Origin of the sequence: Micromonospora auratinigra (assembly GCF_900089595.1) — a bacterium.
Lineage (GTDB): Bacteria > Actinomycetota > Actinomycetes > Mycobacteriales > Micromonosporaceae > Micromonospora > Micromonospora auratinigra.
Map to the genome: position 1 here is coordinate 1,247,630 of NZ_LT594323.1, position 16,539 is coordinate 1,264,168.

Annotated in this window: 14 protein-coding genes and 10 tRNA genes; 18 read left to right on the top strand and 6 right to left on the bottom strand. The window is 73.0% G+C overall.

Going from position 1 to position 16,539, the window contains the following annotated elements; all coding sequences use genetic code 11:
• Nucleotides 1-12: 12 nt before the first annotated feature.
• Nucleotides 13-867, top strand: coding sequence for a M15 family metallopeptidase (locus GA0070611_RS05585; RefSeq protein ID WP_407940411.1), 855 nt, complete (start codon nt 13-15; stop codon nt 865-867).
• Between the two features lie 37 nt (nt 868-904).
• On the opposite strand, the gene GA0070611_RS05590 is transcribed toward GA0070611_RS05585, so the two are convergent.
• The gene (locus GA0070611_RS05590) at nt 905-1,942 is read right to left on the bottom strand and encodes a M4 family metallopeptidase (protein WP_091658542.1); all 1,038 of its coding nucleotides are present in this window, start codon (nt 1,940-1,942) and stop codon (nt 905-907) included.
• A 107-nt stretch (nt 1,943-2,049) separates the two neighbouring features.
• Here GA0070611_RS05590 and GA0070611_RS05595 point away from each other — a divergent pair, with 107 nt between their 5' ends.
• Together GA0070611_RS05595 and GA0070611_RS05600 are read left to right on the top strand one after the other, a co-directional pair.
• Entirely contained in the window at nt 2,050-2,556 is a 507-nt protein-coding gene (locus GA0070611_RS05595; RefSeq protein ID WP_091658546.1) for a DinB family protein, read from the top strand.
• Between the two features lie 82 nt (nt 2,557-2,638).
• Complete coding sequence (locus GA0070611_RS05600) at nt 2,639-3,835, top strand: M20 metallopeptidase family protein (protein ID WP_091658550.1); 1,197 nt, start codon at nt 2,639-2,641, stop codon at nt 3,833-3,835.
• A 58-nt stretch (nt 3,836-3,893) separates the two neighbouring features.
• Here the strand turns inward: GA0070611_RS05600 and GA0070611_RS05605 are convergent, their stop codons facing one another.
• On the bottom strand, nt 3,894-4,670 hold the full coding sequence (locus tag GA0070611_RS05605) for an alpha/beta hydrolase (protein ID WP_091658553.1): 777 nt from the start codon (nt 4,668-4,670) through the stop codon (nt 3,894-3,896).
• A gap of 228 nt (nt 4,671-4,898) precedes the next feature.
• Here GA0070611_RS05605 and GA0070611_RS05610 point away from each other — a divergent pair, with 228 nt between their 5' ends.
• Nucleotides 4,899-5,291, top strand: a complete 393-nt coding sequence (locus tag GA0070611_RS05610) for a hypothetical protein (protein ID WP_091658555.1) — start codon at nt 4,899-4,901, stop codon at nt 5,289-5,291.
• A 146-nt stretch (nt 5,292-5,437) separates the two neighbouring features.
• On the top strand, nt 5,438-6,283 hold the full coding sequence (locus GA0070611_RS05615) for a hypothetical protein (RefSeq protein ID WP_091658558.1): 846 nt from the start codon (nt 5,438-5,440) through the stop codon (nt 6,281-6,283).
• Here the strand turns inward: GA0070611_RS05615 and GA0070611_RS05620 are convergent.
• Together GA0070611_RS05620 and GA0070611_RS05625 are read right to left on the bottom strand one after the other, a co-directional pair.
• A complete protein-coding gene (locus tag GA0070611_RS05620; RefSeq protein WP_231921334.1) occupies nt 6,261-6,872 on the bottom strand; it encodes a DUF6058 family natural product biosynthesis protein in 612 nt (203 codons plus the stop codon). The two genes, GA0070611_RS05615 and GA0070611_RS05620, sit on opposite strands and share 23 nt — an antisense overlap.
• Nucleotides 6,873-6,901: 29 nt before the next feature.
• Nucleotides 6,902-7,579 (bottom strand): class I SAM-dependent methyltransferase, encoded by a 678-nt coding sequence (locus tag GA0070611_RS05625; protein ID WP_091658565.1) that lies wholly within the window; start codon nt 7,577-7,579, stop codon nt 6,902-6,904.
• An 87-nt stretch (nt 7,580-7,666) separates the two neighbouring features.
• On the opposite strand from GA0070611_RS05625, the gene GA0070611_RS05630 reads away from it, so the two are divergent.
• The 12 genes from GA0070611_RS05630 (at nt 7,667) to GA0070611_RS05680 (ending at nt 10,762) form a co-directional block, all read left to right on the top strand.
• Nucleotides 7,667-8,251 carry a TetR/AcrR family transcriptional regulator gene (locus GA0070611_RS05630; protein WP_091658569.1) on the top strand — a complete coding sequence of 195 codons (585 nt, stop codon included), beginning with the start codon at nt 7,667-7,669 and terminating at the stop codon, nt 8,249-8,251.
• 277 nt (nt 8,252-8,528) lie between these two features.
• Nucleotides 8,529-8,600 (top strand) — tRNA-Trp (locus GA0070611_RS05635).
• A 105-nt stretch (nt 8,601-8,705) separates the two neighbouring features.
• Nucleotides 8,706-8,778: transfer RNA gene (locus GA0070611_RS30970), tRNA-Pro, on the top strand.
• 34 nt (nt 8,779-8,812) lie between these two features.
• Nucleotides 8,813-8,885, top strand: a tRNA-Glu gene (locus GA0070611_RS05640).
• A 26-nt stretch (nt 8,886-8,911) separates the two neighbouring features.
• Nucleotides 8,912-8,985: transfer RNA gene (locus GA0070611_RS05645), tRNA-Gly, on the top strand.
• Nucleotides 8,986-9,016: 31 nt separating this feature from the next.
• Nucleotides 9,017-10,216 (top strand): RtcB family protein, encoded by a 1,200-nt coding sequence (locus GA0070611_RS05650; RefSeq protein ID WP_091658572.1) that lies wholly within the window; start codon nt 9,017-9,019, stop codon nt 10,214-10,216.
• Between the two features lie 44 nt (nt 10,217-10,260).
• A tRNA-Arg gene (locus GA0070611_RS05655) sits at nt 10,261-10,333 on the top strand.
• 6 nt (nt 10,334-10,339) lie between these two features.
• Nucleotides 10,340-10,412, top strand: a tRNA-Gln gene (locus GA0070611_RS05660).
• A 4-nt stretch (nt 10,413-10,416) separates the two neighbouring features.
• Nucleotides 10,417-10,489, top strand: a tRNA-Leu gene (locus GA0070611_RS05665).
• A 9-nt stretch (nt 10,490-10,498) separates the two neighbouring features.
• A tRNA-Leu gene (locus GA0070611_RS05670) sits at nt 10,499-10,571 on the top strand.
• A 30-nt stretch (nt 10,572-10,601) separates the two neighbouring features.
• Nucleotides 10,602-10,674, top strand: a tRNA-Arg gene (locus GA0070611_RS05675).
• Between the two features lie 13 nt (nt 10,675-10,687).
• Nucleotides 10,688-10,762, top strand: a tRNA-Cys gene (locus GA0070611_RS05680).
• A gap of 33 nt (nt 10,763-10,795) precedes the next feature.
• Here the strand turns inward: GA0070611_RS05680 and GA0070611_RS05685 are convergent.
• Both GA0070611_RS05685 and GA0070611_RS05690 read right to left on the bottom strand, forming a co-directional pair.
• Entirely contained in the window at nt 10,796-11,617 is an 822-nt protein-coding gene (locus GA0070611_RS05685; protein WP_091658576.1) for an NAD(P)-dependent oxidoreductase, read from the bottom strand.
• Between the two features lie 176 nt (nt 11,618-11,793).
• The gene (locus GA0070611_RS05690) at nt 11,794-12,093 is read right to left on the bottom strand and encodes a PH domain-containing protein (RefSeq protein ID WP_091658578.1); all 300 of its coding nucleotides are present in this window, start codon (nt 12,091-12,093) and stop codon (nt 11,794-11,796) included.
• Between the two features lie 374 nt (nt 12,094-12,467).
• Between GA0070611_RS05690 and GA0070611_RS05695 the strand changes: the two genes are divergently transcribed.
• On the top strand, nt 12,468-16,355 hold the full coding sequence (locus GA0070611_RS05695) for a LamG-like jellyroll fold domain-containing protein (protein WP_407940430.1): 3,888 nt from the start codon (nt 12,468-12,470) through the stop codon (nt 16,353-16,355).
• Nucleotides 16,356-16,539 lie beyond the last annotated feature (184 nt).

Below are 16,539 nucleotides of genomic sequence, written 5' to 3' on the forward strand. Positions count from 1 at the left end.
CAGGGGGTGGGGGTGAGGAACCGGACGACCGCCGTGCTGCTCGTGCTGGCTGTGCTGGCCGCCGCCGGCTGCGAGCGGTCCGCGCCCCGGCCCGCCCCGTCGACCACCGGTCCGTCGCCGGCCCCGTCGACCACCGGTCCGTCGCCGGCCCCGTCGACCACCGGCCCGCGCGCCCCGGCCGACTTCGTCGACCTGGCGTCCGTCGACCCCGGCGTCCGTACCGACATCCGGTACGCCGGAGCGCACAACTTCGTCGGCCGGCCGGTCGCCGGCTACGTCGAACCCCGCTGCCTGCTCACCCGGCCGGCGGCCGAGGCGCTGCACCGGGTGCAGACCGCCGCGCTGGCCCGGGGGCGCAGCCTGAAGGTGTACGACTGCTACCGCCCGCAGCGGGCCGCCGACGACTTCGTCGCCTGGGCGAAGGTCCCGGGCGAGCAGCGGACGAAGGCGGAGTTCTATCCCGACGAGCCGAAGGACCGGCTCTTCGCCGACGGGTACATCGGCGCGCCGACGGCGCACAGCCGGGGCAGCACCCTCGACCTGACCCTGGTCCCGGTGCCCACCCCCGAGCAGCCGGCGTACCGGCCCGGGCAGCCGCTGGTGGCCTGCACCGCGCCGGCCGGCCGGCGGTTCGCCGACAACTCCGTCGACATGGGTACCGGGTTCGACTGCTTCGACAGCCGCGCGCACACCGGAGACCCGAGGATCACGGGTACGGCCCGGCAGAACCGGCAGCTGCTCAAGGAACTGATGACCGCGCAGGGGTTCGAGAACTACCCGCGCGAGTGGTGGCACTACCGCTACGTCGACGAGCCGTACCCGAAGACGTACTTCGACTTCCCGGTGGCCCGGTCGTCGCTGCGGTGAGCGCCGCCCCGGCGGGAGGCGGCGCCCACCGGCGGCGTCAGAGGATGCCGCGGGCGGCGAAGGCGGCCCGGGTCGCGGCCGCGGCCTGGGTGCCGTACAGCCGCTGCGCGGCGGCGACGGTGGCCAGCGCGGCGGCGCGGAACGTGGTGTCCTTGGCGAAGTCGAACTGGGCGTCCACGATCAGCGTGGTGGCCTTGCGGTCACCCAGCGAGGCGCGGATGTCCCACAGCGCGCGGGACCAGATCTCGCCGTCGGCGTGCACCTCGCCGACCACGTCGGCCGGGTACACCTTCGTCCCGTCGAGGCGGCGCAGGCAGTGCGGGGCGGTGCGGGTGTACGAGACGGAGTCCCAGTCGGCCACGCAGGCCTCCGGGGTCTTCGTCGGCACGCCGGTGGCCCAGCCGGTCACGCTGACCGCCAGGTAGTCGCCGAACGCCTCGCCGATCGCCCCGGACTCCGGCGTGGTGCCGAAGCCGGCCACCTGCCCGTCCTGGACGGAGTGGCCGTACTCGTGGACGATCACCTCGGCGTCCTCGGCGTCGTCCACGCCGCCCTTGCCCAGGGTGATGTTCGCCTTGTCGTCGCGGAAGAAGGAGTTGTCGCCACCGTACTGGTCGATGCGCAGCTCGATCTGCCGCTGGTTGACCGGGCGCAGCGTGCTGCCGAAGCCGAGCGACTGCAGGTACGCCTGGGCGGTGTTCACCCAGTGGTAGCCCATCACCTGCTCGAACTGGTCGGCGTCGCGGTGCCAGCCGGGGTACGCCCCGTTCACCGACACGGCGGCGTTGCCGGTGCTGCTCTTGACCACCACGTACTTCCCGGTGAGGGTGCCGGAGCCGTCCAGGTTGGTCAGCAGCACCGACCGGTACGCCCCGGCCAGCGCCGGGTAGTCGGTGTCCTTGTTGTCGGTCAGCGACTCGTCGCCGAGCTGCTGCACCGGGTTGGGGGCGAAGACCGTCGCGGTGGCGGTGTGGTCGTAGCCGTCGCCGGCCGCCTGGACGGTCGTGCCGCCGGCGACCAGCGCCGCGGTGACCGCCGAGGCGACCAGCGCGGAACGTCGGAGGTGGGGGTTCATCAAGATCCCTTCGGAGGTGGATCGATCCGCCGACACTAGGCTCCGGTGCGACCTGTGCCAACCCTCACCACCGGCAGGCCGGCGCGCCTGGCGAGGAAGGATCACCCGTGGAGACCGAACGGATCGGCCCGCCGCTGCGCGGCGGGGAGCGTGAGACCCTGCGTGCCTTTCTCGACTTCCACCGGGCCACCCTGGCCCTGAAGTGCGAGGGGCTGACCGACGACGAGCTGCGGCGGCCGGCCTCCCCGCCGTCCACGCTCAGCCTGCTCGGCCTGGTCCGGCACATGGCCGAGGTGGAACGTGCCTGGTTCCGCCGGATCATCGACGGCCAGGACGTGCCGCTGGTCTGGTCGGACAGCTTCGACTTCCAGCAGGCGTACGACACGACCGACGCCGACGTGGCGGAGGCGTTCGAAGCGTGGCGGCGGGAGGTCGAGCACGCCCGCCGGATCGAGCGCGAGGCCGAGTCCCTCGACGTCACCGCCTGGAACGAGCGCTGGGAGGAGGACGTCTCGCTGCGCCTGGTGATGCTCCACATGATCCACGAGTACGCCCGGCACAACGGCCACGCCGACTTCCTCCGCGAGGCGGTCGACGGCACCGTCGGCGTCTGACCGCCGGGGCGGGGTTGTCCGAAGCCCGACGCCGTGGGCGAGGTTGCTTGACCGGCCCGGTCCGCCGCCCGATTCTCGGCGCATGACGTCACCGACGACCGGCCGCCGGGAGCTGCTGGCGGGCGCGGTGCAGCGGCGCTCGGCGTTGAGCGAGCTGTACCGGCGACTGCACCGCCGGCCCGAACTGGGCCTGTGGCTGCCCGACACCCAGGCGGCGGTGCTCGACGCGCTGCGTCCACTGCCGCTGGAGGTGCGCACCGGTGCCGCCTCCAGCGCGGTGGTCGCCCGGCTCGCCGGCCGCGGTGACGCGCCACCGGTGCTGCTGCGCGCCGACATGGACGCGCTGCCGCTGACCGAGCAGACGGGGCTGTCGTACGCCTCCGAGGTGGCCGGTGCGATGCACGCCTGCGGGCACGACGCGCACACCGCCATGCTCGTGCAGGCCGCCCACCTGATCGCGGCCGCCGACCCGGGCCCGCCCGGGGACGTGATCCTGATGTTCCAGCCCGGCGAGGAGGGCCACGACGGCTGCCGCACCGTGCTGGCCGACGGGCTGCTCGACGGCGACTTCACCCCGGCGCGCGGGTACGCCCTGCACCAGTTCCCGGGGCTGCCGGCGGGCACGGTGGCCACCCGCCCGGGCCCGCTGCTGGCGGGCGCGGACGCCCTCTCCGTCACCGTACGCGGGGCGGGCGGCCACGTGGCCCTGCCGCACCTGGGCGTCGACCCGGTGCCGGTGCTCTGCGCCGTGGTGCTGGCCGTGCAGCAGATGGTCACCCGCCGCTTCGACGTGTTCGACCCGGTGGTGGTCACGGTGAACCGGCTGGACGCCGGCGTCCCCGGGGCCGGGATCATCCCGGACACGGCGACCGCCGCGGGCACCGTACGCACGTTCAGCGACGCCGCCCGGGCCCGGGTCGCCGAGCTGCTCGCCGAGGTGGCCAACGGGGTCGCCGCCGCGCACGGCTGCACCGCCGAGGTCCGCGTCGACCCGGGCTACCCGCCGACCGTCAATGATCCGGCGGAGGCCCGGTGGGCGCTGGCCACCGTGGCGGGCGTCCTCGGTGCCGAGCGGACGACGGAGCTGCCCACTCCGATGCCGGCCAGTGAGGACTTCGCCTACCTGCTGCGGCGGATGCCGGGGGCGATGCTGATCCTGGGCACCCGGCCAGCGGACGGGCCGGTGGCCCCGGTGCACTCGCCGCAGATGCGGTTGGACGAGTCCGCGCTGACCGCCGGGGTCGCCGCCCTCGCCGCGCTCGCCCTCACGCCGCGCTGACCGACCCGGTGCGAGGAAGGGGCCCCGCTGCACGCATTCGGTGGAGGCGGGTCCCCCTCTAACGCCGGGCCAGGGGAAGCCAGGCCAGCACGTCCTGGATCCGCGCGTCCCAGTACGCCCAGTCGTGCTCGCCGGGGGAGAAGCTCACGGTCAGCGGCACGCCCCGGTCGCGGGCGGTGTCGACGAAGCGGACGTTGTCCTCGTAGAGGAAGTCCTCGGTGCCGCAGGCGACGTAGAGGGCCGGCAGGTCACCGCCGGCGCGCGCCAGCAGCGCCACCGTGTCGTCGTCGGTGCCGGGGACCTGCCGGTCGCCCCAGACCGTGCGCCAGACCGCCGGGTCGAGCGGGGTGCTGGGGTGGTCGCGGCGGTGGGCCACGTCCAGCGCGCCGGAGAGGCTGGCCGCCGCGGCGAACCGTTCGGGGTGGCGCAGGGCCCACTTCATCGCGCCGTAGCCGCCCATCGACAGGCCGGCGACGAAGGTGTCCTCCCGGCGCCCGGAGAGCCGGAAGAACGTCCGGCACACCTCGGGCAGCTCCTCGGTGAGGAAGGTCCAGTACCGGTTGCCGTTGGCCTCGTCGGTGTAGAAGCTGCGGGCGACCTGCGGCATCACCACCGCCAGTCCCAGCGGCGCGACGTAGCGCTCGATCGCGGTGCGCCGGGTCCAGATGGTGTCGTCGTCGGTGAGCCCGTGCAGCAGGTAGAGCACCGGCGGGTCGCCGGCGACGTCGCCGCCGGGCACGCCGATGCCGGCCGCGCCGCGGTCGGGCAGGAGCACCGTCATCGAGGTGCCCATGCCGAGGGCCTCGGAGAAGAAGTCACATCGGATCCGCGCCACGAGGTCGGATCGTACGCGCCGCCGTGGGTGCCGGCGGGCCGGCGTACGCCGGGCCGGCCCGGGTCGAAGGCCCCGGGCCGGCCGTCCCGATCGGGCCCCGAAAGAGGGCGAATCGATCGTTCCTATTGCCCTCGGCCGTCGCGGAGGGACAGGATGACCAGGCGCGCCGGAAACACACCCGTAACCTGCGTGCAGCTGGTCTCTGTCACGAGGAAGTGGGAGTCAGTCATGAGCGACGTGTCGACGGCACTGGGTGTGCGTCTCTACCCGGACCTGGTCGAGCAGGGCGGACTGGCCCCCGCGCTCACCGACGTGGCCACCCGTCACGGGCTCGACGTCGGCCGGGTGACCGCCCCCGACCAGGGCCGGGCCCGCTTCACCTGCGCCGAGATGTCCTCCGACCGGGGGGTGGTCTGCGTCGGTCTCGGCGCCCAGGCCCGCTACTTCATGATCGATCTGCGGGTGGCCGGCGAGGTCGAGGCCCGGGGCGACGCCACCGACCTGCGCCAGGTCGCCGAGGTGGCCGCGGCGTGGCGGGGCGGCCTGACCGTCGCCGAGCTGACCGCCCGGTTCCCCTTCATGGAGCAGATGAAGCACTACCCGGTGGCCCAGGCCGGCTGACCCCGCCCGGGGCGTCGCGCCGGGCGTAAACCGGTCGCGCGGTCGGCCGTCCTCCTCCAGGATCTGCTCATCCCGATCCGGCCGGACCACCGGCCGGGCCGGTCGCGGACGAGGGGGCCGGAGATGAGACGTCGACGGATGGGCCGGTGAGCGACGGCACCCGGCCGTCCGAAGCGGCCCTGACCAGCCGGCTCCGGCTGCACCGCCGCGAGTGGCGGCACGCCGGTCGCGACTACCAGGTGATCAGCCTCCGTCCCGGGGATCCGGCCCGGTACGCGGTACGCCGGGAGCGCCACTTCACCGTGGTCAGCTCCGACCTGACCGGTGCCCGCCTGCTGGGCCGGCTGCTCTGGGGGCTGGCGTACCAGCCCCGGCCCGACACCCTGCTGGTGCTCGAACCGGCCCGGATGGTCCCCGACCACGAGGACGGCACGCCGAGCCCGCCCGTGGTGTTCACGGTGGCGCCCCGCACGGTGCTCAGCCCCGCCGTCGCCCGTGGGCTGCGCTCCGGCGCCCTGTGGCGGATCCGCCCGGCCGGCACGGTCACCTGGAACACGGCCGGTTATCCCGCCGCGCTCGCCGCCCGGTTCGGCGGGGTCGGGGCCGAGCCGTACCAGCCGGACCCGCCCGGCGCGCAGCTGCACGCCACCGACGCGGTGCTGACCGTCGCCGCCGTGCCGGCGCTGCTGCGGCGTTGGGCGGTGCTGGTCGGCCAGGCCGGCTGTCACTGGTACAGCGACGAGTCGTGCACCGAACCGGACTGGGTGGCCGGCTTCGACGTGCACGCCGTCCGGCACTTCCACCGCCTCGTGTCGGTGGCGCGGCGGGCCCGTGCCGAGGTGCTCGCCGAGCCCGACCGGCCCACCGAGCCGGCACTGGTCGCGGCCCGGGTCCGCGCGCACATCGAGGTGGTGGCGGCGCGCCGCCCCGGGCCGTGGGACGTCGCCCCGTCACCCCGGCCCGGCCGGGTCATCCCGGGGCCGGTGCCGTGACCGGGCGGGGCCAGCGGGCCCGTACCGCGTCGACGTGGGTGTCGCGCGAGGTGGGACCCCCGAACCGGAGCCGGTCGTAGCCGGTGAACGCGGGTTCGAGCGCGTCCAACTCGTCGACCCACCCGTGCAGCCGTTCCCGCCAGGTCGCCGAGCCGGCGTCCGGCTGGGCCGGTGCGGCGCCGATCGCCGCCGTGAGCTCGTCCTTGCGCTGGATGTTCTCCGGGGTGACCCGGTGCAGGCAGACGTATTGGCCGCTGAGGTAGGCGTCCCACTCGGCCGTGCCGTGGGCCGGGTCCGTCCACTGCCGGATGAACCACGCGGGCAGCCGCGCCACGCCGCCGGCTCGTCCGGCCAGCGCGAACAGGTCGGCCGGGACCATCTGCGCGCCGTCCGAGCGCAGGTAGCCGGGCAGCGGCAGCCGCCGGTCGAGCATCAGGCGGCGTACGTCGTCAGGGTCCTGCCCGGTCGCCGTGCACAGCTCGTCGAGCACGACGAACTGCGTGCTCACGTACGCGTCGTCCGTCGGGGTCATCGGGTGTGTCCCGTTGACCTCGCGGAACCGTGCCGCCACCTGTTGCCGCAGATCCACCCCGGTCACCTCCCTCGGTCCGGATCAGGTTAGGGCCGGGAGTGTTCGGTGGCCACCGAAACGTCGTCGTCCGGGCGCCGGGCCTGCACATAGTGCAGTGCGGGCCACCGGTCCCCGGCGCCGGTCGGGGTGAATCCCGCTTCCCGGATCAGGCCGGCGAGGTCCGGCATCGGGTGGTGGCGGCGGGCGCGGCGGGCCAGCCCGACGAAGAGGCCGGCCAGGCGGTGGTGGCGCGGCTCGGCGCGGAAGTCGGCGATCAGCAGCCGCCCGCCGGGCCGGAGCACCCGGCGCATCTCGCGCAGCGCGGTGACCTGCTCGTCCGGCGGGAGATGGTGAATCGCGAGGCTGGAGACCACCGCGTCGAAGGTGCCGTCGGGGTGGGGCAGCGCCTGCGCGCCGGCCACCTGGAAGGTGCAGTTGGCCGGTGACCGGGTCGCGGCGTACCCGATGACCGACGCGGACGGGTCGATCCCGACCGCCACCCCGATGGGGCCGACGGCTCGGGCCGCCCGCCGGGTGAGGTATCCGGTGCCGCAGCCGACGTCGAGCACCCGGTCGCCGGGGCCGATGCCGGCCAGCGCGACAAGGCCGTCATAGACCTGGCGGCGGCGACCCCACATGCCGATCCGCGCGGCCCACTCGTAGCGCCGGGCGTCCTGGATCAGGATGCCGTGCTGGTGCTCCTGGTGCGGGTGGTGTCGGTTCATCGGGGCTCCCGTCCGGACGGTTTTGCGATACATACTGTCTAGTACGCGACGAAACGCCGCGACAAGGTCGCGCTGTACGATGGGCGAGTGCCGAAGTTGTGGAACGAGACGATCGAGGCGCACCGCCGCGCGGTGCACGACGCGATCCTGGACGCGACCGTGGAGCTGGCCGCCGAGCACGGGGCGATGACGGTGACCATGTCCCAGATCGCGGAGAAGTCCGGTATCGGGCGCGCCACCCTCTACAAGTACTTCCCGGACGTCCCGGCGATCCTGCTCGCCTGGCGCGACCGCGAGATCGCCACCCATCTGGCCCGGCTCGTCGAGGCCCGGGACCGCTCCGACGAGCCCGGCCGGCGGCTGGCGGCGGTCCTCGACACGTACGCCGGCAACCAGCGCGACCGGCTGCGGCACCACGCCCTGCTCGGCCCCGAACTCGGGGCGCTGCTGCACCGCCACCACCACGCCACCGACGCCCACCGGCAGGTCACCGAACTGCTGCGCGACCTGATCGCCGACGCCGCCCGGTCCGGATCGGTGCGCGCCGACGTGCCCCCGGCCGAGCTGGCCACGTACTGCGTGCACGCGCTGCACGCCGCCGCCGCCCTGCCGTCCGCCGCCGCGGTCCGCCGGCTCGTCGCCGTCACCCTCGCCGGCCTGCGTACGCCCTGACGGCGAATATCCGTTGCGGTGCCCCGGCTCCGCGCTTACCGTGAACGGGCAACGTCAACCGGATCCACACCCCAGGGAGCCCACCGTGTCGCAGCAGTACCGCACCACAGCCGAGCGGCCCGCGCCGCGCGGTGGTGCCCTGCTGCCGGAAGGCAACCTGGGCTCCTGCCGACGGCAGTGGTGGCAACCGGGGTGGTGGCGCGACTAGCGCCGGCGCGACACACGCGCAGCCGCCCGCCCCCCACCGGGGACCGGGCGGCTTTTTCGTTCCTCGCCCAGGGGCGTAGCTCAACGGAAGAGCACCGGACTCCAACTCCGACGGTTGCAGGTTCGAATCCTGTCGCCCCTGCGTCATCAGTCCCGGCCCACCGCCGGCGACCTCGCTGTTTCTCAACTCCACAGTGGACGGCATGAGCACGATCCCGGCCGGCGCAAACACGCGCCGGCCGGGCATCCGGGACGAGGGAGCTGGCTGACCCGCTCGCCTTGGGCGCGAGAGACACGCGGTTCGATTCCGCGGTCCCGGACTGGTGGGGACGGCGGACCAGCCGTCCCCGCACCGGGCCGTTGGAGCAGACGGAAGCTCACCCGGCTCTCACCCGGGAGGTCGCGGGTTCGAACCCCGCACGGCCCACACCGGTCCCCACCGGGACCACCCCCGCGGTCGTAGCGCAGTCCGGCAGCGCGTCACCCCGCCACGGTGAAGATCGCCGGTTCGAATCCGGCCGACCGCTCGGACACGACATGAGGATCAAGGAGACGACGATGGGTTTCACCCCGCTGGCCGGTACCCGGGCGCCGGTCCGGGTCTGGACCGACCCGTACACCATCGAGGCGCAGGCGGCGAAGCAGCTGCGCAACATCGGCGCGCTGCCCTGGGTGCAGGGCGTCGCCGTGATGCCGGACGTGCACTTCGGCAAGGGCGCCACGGTCGGCTCGGTGATCGCGATGCGCCAGGCCGTCTCGCCCGCCGCCGTCGGCGTCGACATCGGCTGCGGCATGTCGGCGGTGCGCACCTCGCTCACCGCAGCCGACCTGCCGGACGACCTCGCCGGGCTGCGCAGCGCGATCGAGGCCGCCATCCCGGTCGGCTTCCGGATGCGCGACGACGCCGTCGACCCGCGGCGCGTCCCGGGCCTGGAGCAGCGCGGCTGGGACGACTTCTGGCGGCGCTTCGGCACCCTCGACCGGCGGGTGGCGCAGCTGGAGACCCGGGCCCAGCGGCAGCTCGGCACCCTCGGCGGCGGCAACCACTTCATCGAGGTCTGCCTGGAGCAGGGCGGCCCCGACGACGGTCGGGTCTGGCTGATGCTGCACTCCGGCTCCCGCAACATCGGCAAGGAGCTCGCCGAGCGGCACATGGCCGTGGCCCGGGGGCTGCCGCACAACGTCGAGCTGCCCGACCGGGACCTCGCGGTGTTCCTCGCCGGCACCCCGGAGATGGACGCCTACCGCCGGGACCTCTGGTGGGCGCAGGAGTACGCGCGCCGCAACCGGGCCGTCATGCTCGCCCTGCTCTGCCAGGTGGTGCGGGAGACCTTCCCGCAGATCGGCTACGACGAGCCGATCTCCTGCCACCACAACTACGTGGCGGAGGAGACCTACGACGGGGTGGAGGTGCTGGTGACCCGCAAGGGCGCCATCCGGGCCGGCGCGGGGGACCTGGGCATCATCCCCGGCTCGATGGGCACCGGCTCGTACATCGTGCGCGGCAAGGGCAACCTCGACGCGTACTGCTCGGCGTCGCACGGGGCCGGCCGGCGGATGTCGCGCGGGCAGGCGAAGCGGACGTACAGCACCGAGGACCTGGCCCGGCAGACCGCCGGCGTCGAGTGCCGCAAGGACGCCGGGGTGGTCGACGAGATCCCCGGCGCGTACAAGGACATCACCCAGGTGATGGCCCAGCAGGAGGACCTGGTCGAGGTGGTGGCACACCTCAAGCAGGTCGTCTGCGTGAAGGGTTGACACCCGACCGGCGCCCCTCGGGGGGACGGGGCGCCGGTCACCCCGCCCCGATGGCGTAGCGGAGAACGCGTCGGACTACGAATCCGAAGATCCCAGGTTCGAATCCTGGTCGGGGCACGCCGATGCGAGCTGGTGCAACAGGCAGCACGTCCCTCTCTGGAAGGGAAGGTTGGAGGTTCGAGTCCTCCGCTCGCAGCTTCGCCCTCGTGGCCCAACGGCAGAGGCAGCGGCATGAGGTGCCGCACGGTGCGCGTTCGAATCGCGCCGAGGGCACGTGCTCAGGCCCGGGTGGCCCAACGGTAGAGGCACCGCCTTCAGGAGGCGGCCAGTGTGCGTTCGAATCGCACCCCGGGTACGCACGGCGGGGTCGGTCCCCGCCGCTCATGCCCCCGTGGCGCAGCGGAGAGCGCACCAGGTTCCGAACCTGGGGGTCGCTGGTTCGAATCCAGCCGGGGGCACGGCAGCACACCCGACCGGGTGCCCGAATGGTGAGGGGACGGTCTGCAGAACCGTCATATGCGGGTTCGAATCCCGTCCCGGTCTCCACCCGCCGTCCACTGTGGCAGCATCACCCGATACTCAGGCGGGCTCGTGGTCGGGGCCCCGGGTGAGGCTGGCGATGTCGCGCTGCGGGTCCGGTGCGTCCGCGAGTACCGTCGCGGTGGCGCGCAGCACGGGCGCGGACGCATCCCCCAGCGCGTCCAGGGCGAGCCGGGCGTCCTTGGCCGCCAGCGAGACGGCGAACGCGGCGTCCGTGGCGGTCGCCCGGGCGACCGCGCCCCCGAGTGGTCCAGCGGCCAGGGCATCGAGCGCGGTACGCCGGTCGACGCCGACCGCATCGGCGACCGCCAGCGCGTCGGCGACGGCCGCCACGGCGGTGACCAGCCCGGTGTTGAGCACCAGCTTCAGGGCGGCCCCCCGCCCCGGGCCGCCGCAGCGGCGCAGCGTGCCGAGCTGCTCCAGCACCGGCGCGACCCGGTCGACGGCCTCGTCCGCGCCGCCGGCCAGCACGGTGAGCCGACCGGCCCCGGCCGCCGCCGCGCTGCCCGCGACGGGCGCGTCCACCAGCGGTACGCCGGCCGGCAGCAGCGCGGCCAGCTCCGGGACGGCGTCCGGGCCGACTGTGGACATCTCGATCACGTGGGTGCCGGGGCGCAGTGCGGTCGCCGCGGAGCGCAGCGTCTCCCGTACCGCGGTCGCGTCGGTGAGCATGGTGATCACCACGTCGGCGTCCCGGACCGCCTCGGCCGGGGTGGCGGCGGCGTGCGCCCCGGCGTCGACCAGCTGCGTGGTGCGCTCCGGGGTGCGGTTCCAGACGGTGAGCCGGTGGCCGGTGGCCAACAGGCGGCGGCCCATGGCGGTACCCATGGTGCCGGTGCCGAGCAGTGCGATGACGTCCATGCCGGGAACGCTAGATCGCCCACAGCCATGCCACCAGCGATTGTCCGGAATCCCGGGCCAGGCCTGGAACGCATGGAGAATGTAGGTGGACCGGCAAGCTCGGCCGTGTCGCGGCCTGGTTGGGGGTCGCCCTGGTGCCCGCGCTCGCCGTCCGGGCCATCCCGCCGGCCCGTCGGTTACGAGGTCAGCTCAGCGAGCCGTTCGATCCACCGGTCGCGCTTGCGCACCACGAACCGGTACTCGACGCCGTCCCTGGTCAGCACGGCCAGCCCGTTCGGCACGAACCCCATGTTGCGGTACTTCCGGGTGCCGACGATCTGTCCCACGGGGATGTCCAGGGGGGCCGTCTGCAGGTTCAGCGCGTGCGCCCGGAACGACAGGTGCTGATCGGTCAGGGTCAGTCGACCCCCGACCGACTCCGCTCCGCGCCAGAGGTTCGCCATGGCACGGAGCACCACGTGGTCGCCGTTGTTCATCGACACCCTCCCGGTCGTCAGGTGCTGGCGGTTGCTGATGTTACGAGCGGGGCCGCGATCGTGGGGGCCGGCGGTGACGAGGTGTGCCGGACCGGCCGAAGCGGACCAACGTACGAATCCCTGCGTTGCCGGCGTTCCCCCTTGAAACGGCGCTGGTGTGACTCAAGTCACACAGCACCCTTTCAGGGTGACCGTCCGTGATGTGTGCAGCTCGGGCAGCGACTGGGTCGCGGATCGATCAACTTGCCGCCGTCTCTCGCCCGGTGCGGGTGAGCGTTCGGGACAGCGGCGGAGGCGCGACCCTCCCTATCGTCCGTGCCACTGCTCCGCTACGGGGATGGGGTGTGACGGTGGCGCGTCGATGGCATCGTGGGCTGGCTGGTGGAGTGGCGGCTTTCTTGGCCGTCACCGCGATGGCGGTACCGGGGGCGGGCGGTGCTGCGGCAGCACCGGCATGCACCGGGGTGGCCGGCTCGGAAGCGGGGGCGTTGGCACTGGCCGCCTCCTGCCGCGAGCCGGTGGTGGTGGACGGCACCCGCACGGAGTTGGCACAGGTGGTCGCGCAACCGGACGGCCGGCTGCGGTACGAGGCGGCGGTGGTTCCGCAGCGGACCCGCACGGCGGGTCGCTGGGCGGACGTCGACCTCGACCTCGCCCGCGCGGGCGACGGCTCCTGGCGGCCGGCGGTGTCGGTGGCCGACGTGACCTTCTCCGGCGGCGGCACGGGTCCGCTCGTGACGCTGCGCCGCAACGGCAGCACGATGACGATGTCGTGGCCCCGGGGGCCGCTGCCGGCCCCCACCGTCTCCGGCGACTCGGCCACCTACGCCGACGTGCTCGCCGACGTCGACCTGGTGGTGCGCGCGACGCCGACCGGCTTCACCCACGTGCTGAAGGTCAAGTCGGCGAAGGCGGCGACGAACCCGGCGGTGCGCGAGGTGCGGTTCGGCCTCGGCGGCGACGCCGCGGTGGGCGCCGGTCCGGACGGACGGCTGCGCGCGACGGTCGGCCGGAACGTGCTCGCCTCGTCGGAGTCGGCCGTCATGTGGGACTCGCGGGCCGAGACGGGAAACCGGCCGTCGGCGGCGCCGCGGGCGGGCGAGGCGGCCCCACGCTCCACCGCCGCGGCCGCCGGTGACGCGGCCCGACTCGCCCCGGTGGCCGTGCAGGTCGCCGGGGGCGATCTCGTGCTGCGTCCGGACGCGAAGCTGCTGGCCGCGCCGGACACCGTGTTCCCGCTCTTCGTCGACCCGGCCTGGTCGGTCTACAAGACGAAGTGGGCGTACGCCACCAACAACAACTCCTCCAACACCGACTACTCGGTGGCCAGGGTCGGCCTGAACCCGGACACGGGAGCGCTGTACCGGTCGTTCTTCGAATTCCCGACGACCGCCAACAGCGTTTCGCTGAAGGGCAAGCACATCGAGTCGGCGTACGTGCAGATGAAGCTCGACCACTCCTGGTCGTGCGGGGACACCATCGCCTCCATGTACCTGACGCCGGCCATCAACGCCACCATGAAGGCCAGCTGGTCGACCATGGGCCTGACCAAGTTCCTCGACGCCGCGTACGGCCACGCCAACGAGTCCGGCGGCTGCTCGTCCATCCAGCCCGACATGATCATGAACTTCTCCGGCACGACGGTCACCAGCCAGGTGCAGGCCGCCGCGACCGGCAACTGGAACACCCTCACCGTCGGCTTCACCGCCCGGGCCTCGGACGGATCGGGCGAGTCAACGCAGGACCGCTGGAAGAAGTTCTTCCCGGCCGATGCGAAGCTGATCGTCGATTACGACACCAAGCCGGGTGTGCCCAACGGCCTGCAGGTGGCTCAGGTGGCCTGCCCCGCGTCCGGCGTGCTGACCGTCGGCACGCTGAGCCCGACCTTCTCGGCGGTGTTCCCCGACGGTGACCCGGCGGACTCGCTGACAGCCTCCTGGGAGTGGATCGAGGTGCCGAGCGGCGGCATCGGCACGGTCACCGACACCTACCCGACCCGCAAGACCGCGCCGGCGGCCAAGAGCGGCATCAGTCCGAACACCCGGACGACCAGCGCGGCGGTATCGGTGCTCTCCGGCAAGACCTACGCCTTCCGGGCCAGGGGCACCGACAAGAGCCCGTACAACATCACCGGCTCCTGGTCCGGGTGGTGCCAGTTCGCGGCCGACACCACCCGGCCGCCGGTGACGGCCCGAATGATCACCGTGCCCGCCGGTCCGGGCCTGAAGGGCCGGGTCCGGATCGAGTCGACGGCGACCGACGTCACCAAGTTCCGGTACGGCTGGGACGCGGCGACGAAGGAGGTGGCGGCCCAGGGCACCAACCCGAAGTACGCCGAGGTCGACCTGACCGCCCTGAGCTTCGGCACGAACGTGCTCTACGTGAAGGCCATCGACGCCACGCTCAACGAGGGCAACGGGTCGGTGGAATTCAGCGTCCGACACCCGTCCGGTCCGGTCGCCAGGTGGGGCCTGGAGACCTACCCGGGCATCAACCAGGCGGCGGCGCTGGCGGACGCCGCGCCTGCCCCGGTCAACTCCCCGCTGACCGCGACGAACGTCAGTTGGCCCAGCAACGTACACCTGGTCGGCGGACAGACCGCCACCTTCAACGGCACCTCGTCGGCGGCCACGGCGCCGAGCGTGCTGTCCACGGCCGACTCGTTCAGCGTGGCCGCCTGGGTGCGTGTGACGGCGATGCCGACCGCCGACACGGTGGCTCTGACCCAGGACGGCACGGACGCCGGTGGATTCCTGCTGGGTACCCGGATGGTCGGCTCGCCGGCCGTCGCCAAATGGTCGTTCTCGATGAAGGACAACTCGGCTCAGTCCAGCACCACACGGGCCGCGACCCAGGACATCGCCTCGGTCGAACTCGGCCAGTGGGTGCACCTGGCGGGCGTCTATGACAAGCCGGCCGGCAAGATCCGCCTCTACGTCAACGGTGAACTCGCTATGGAGTCGGCCGGGCCGAGCACACCGTGGCAGGCCACCGGTGTCTTCGCGGTGGGGCGCGGCTTCGTCGGTGGGGCCGCGGACAAGTGGTGGAACGGCTCCATCGCGACTGTGCAGGCCTTCGACCGGGTGCTGGTGCCGCACGACTTCACCGGTCAACTCGCCACCGAGCCGGGCTCCAGCGGGTTCAACGAGCCGGGGATCGCGTCCCCGGTCCGGGTGGGCGACTGGGACTTCGAGGCGGCGGTGTCCTGCTACACCGCCGATGTCTCCGACACCTGTGAGGCACCGGACTCGACGACCGCCTGGGGTCGGTGGCAGGCGCTGACGCGGGGCTCCGAGGTCGCCGCGGGGTACGGCGGCGGCCAGGGGCTGTGGCTCGACTACCAGTACTTCCCGGACGACGGCTTCACGGAGGCCACCCAGGAGTACGGGCGCAGCGCGACCAAGCTCGACCCGAACGACAGTGACGGCAACGGCATCACGGAGTGGCAGGACACGCCCGTACTGCGCACCGATGACTCGTTCACCATCTCCGCCTGGGTGATGCTGGGCAACGAGGGGATGCGGACGGCTCTCTCCCAGCGGGGCGTGCACGAGAGCGCCACCTGGTTGAAGTTCGACTCGGCCGTCAACAAGTGGCAGTTCATCGTCACCGACGAGGACGTCACCACGAGTCCCACCGCGAGCGTGCGGTCAACGAATCCCGCCGAGTCCGGCGTCTGGACCCATCTCGCGGGGGTGTACGACGCAGGCCGCAAGGAGATCCGTCTCTACGTCAACGGCCTCCTGGAAGGTACGCAGGCCGTCAGCTTCACGCCGATGGCCTCGAACGGGCCGTTGCTGGTGGGCCGCACCTGGTATCACGACCAGATGGTCGACCAGTGGGTCGGCGGCATCGACAACGTCTCGGTCTTTCAGGGCGCGATGACGGACGCGGCGATGTTCTCCTTCTACAACTCGCAGGTCCCCGCGACCCCCGGGGTGAACACCTTGAATCGGGGCGAGAGCCTGACGCCGGGCCAGTACCTGCGCTCCGACGTCGGCAACTACCAGTTGCTGATGCAGGACGACGGCAACCTGGTCCTCACCCAGGCCGGCTTCCCGATCTGGGACACCGGCACCTGGGGCAACCCCGGCGCGTACACCATCTTCCAGACCGACGGCAACGTCGTGGTCTACACCGGTGCCCGCGTCCCGCTCTGGGACACCAAGACCTGGTCGACCACGGCCGACCGACTGGTGCTGCGCGACGACGGCGACCTGGTGCTGCTCGATCCCGGCGGCACCATCCTGTGGCGCCGCTGACCCGGCACTGACTCTTTCACTCCCGCCCGGCCGCACCGGCTGGGCGGGAGCACCCCCCGCGGCACCGACCCGTTCGGTCGCCGCACTCGAACCTGCCGCCCACCGGCGGTTGTCGGAGAGGAAAAGCTCATGTCGGCACGGTCTGTGCGCGGCCTGCGGCGGGTGCGCCGCACTCTTCTCGGTA

Bases quoted from the DNA above. Each gene is read 5' to 3' on its own strand.
- GA0070611_RS05625 (WP_091658565.1), bottom strand. From the start codon at position 7,579: ATGAACCGACACCACCCGCACCAGGAGCACCAGCACGGCATCCTGATC.
- GA0070611_RS05650 (WP_091658572.1), top strand. From the start codon at position 9,017: ATGGGTTTCACCCCGCTGGCCGGTACCCGGGCGCCGGTCCGGGTCTGG.
- GA0070611_RS05685 (WP_091658576.1), bottom strand. From the start codon at position 11,617: ATGGACGTCATCGCACTGCTCGGCACCGGCACCATGGGTACCGCCATG.
- GA0070611_RS05610 (WP_091658555.1), top strand. From the start codon at position 4,899: ATGAGCGACGTGTCGACGGCACTGGGTGTGCGTCTCTACCCGGACCTG.
- GA0070611_RS05690 (WP_091658578.1), bottom strand. From the start codon at position 12,093: ATGAACAACGGCGACCACGTGGTGCTCCGTGCCATGGCGAACCTCTGG.
- GA0070611_RS05590 (WP_091658542.1), bottom strand. From the start codon at position 1,942: ATGAACCCCCACCTCCGACGTTCCGCGCTGGTCGCCTCGGCGGTCACC.
- GA0070611_RS05600 (WP_091658550.1), top strand. From the start codon at position 2,639: ATGACGTCACCGACGACCGGCCGCCGGGAGCTGCTGGCGGGCGCGGTG.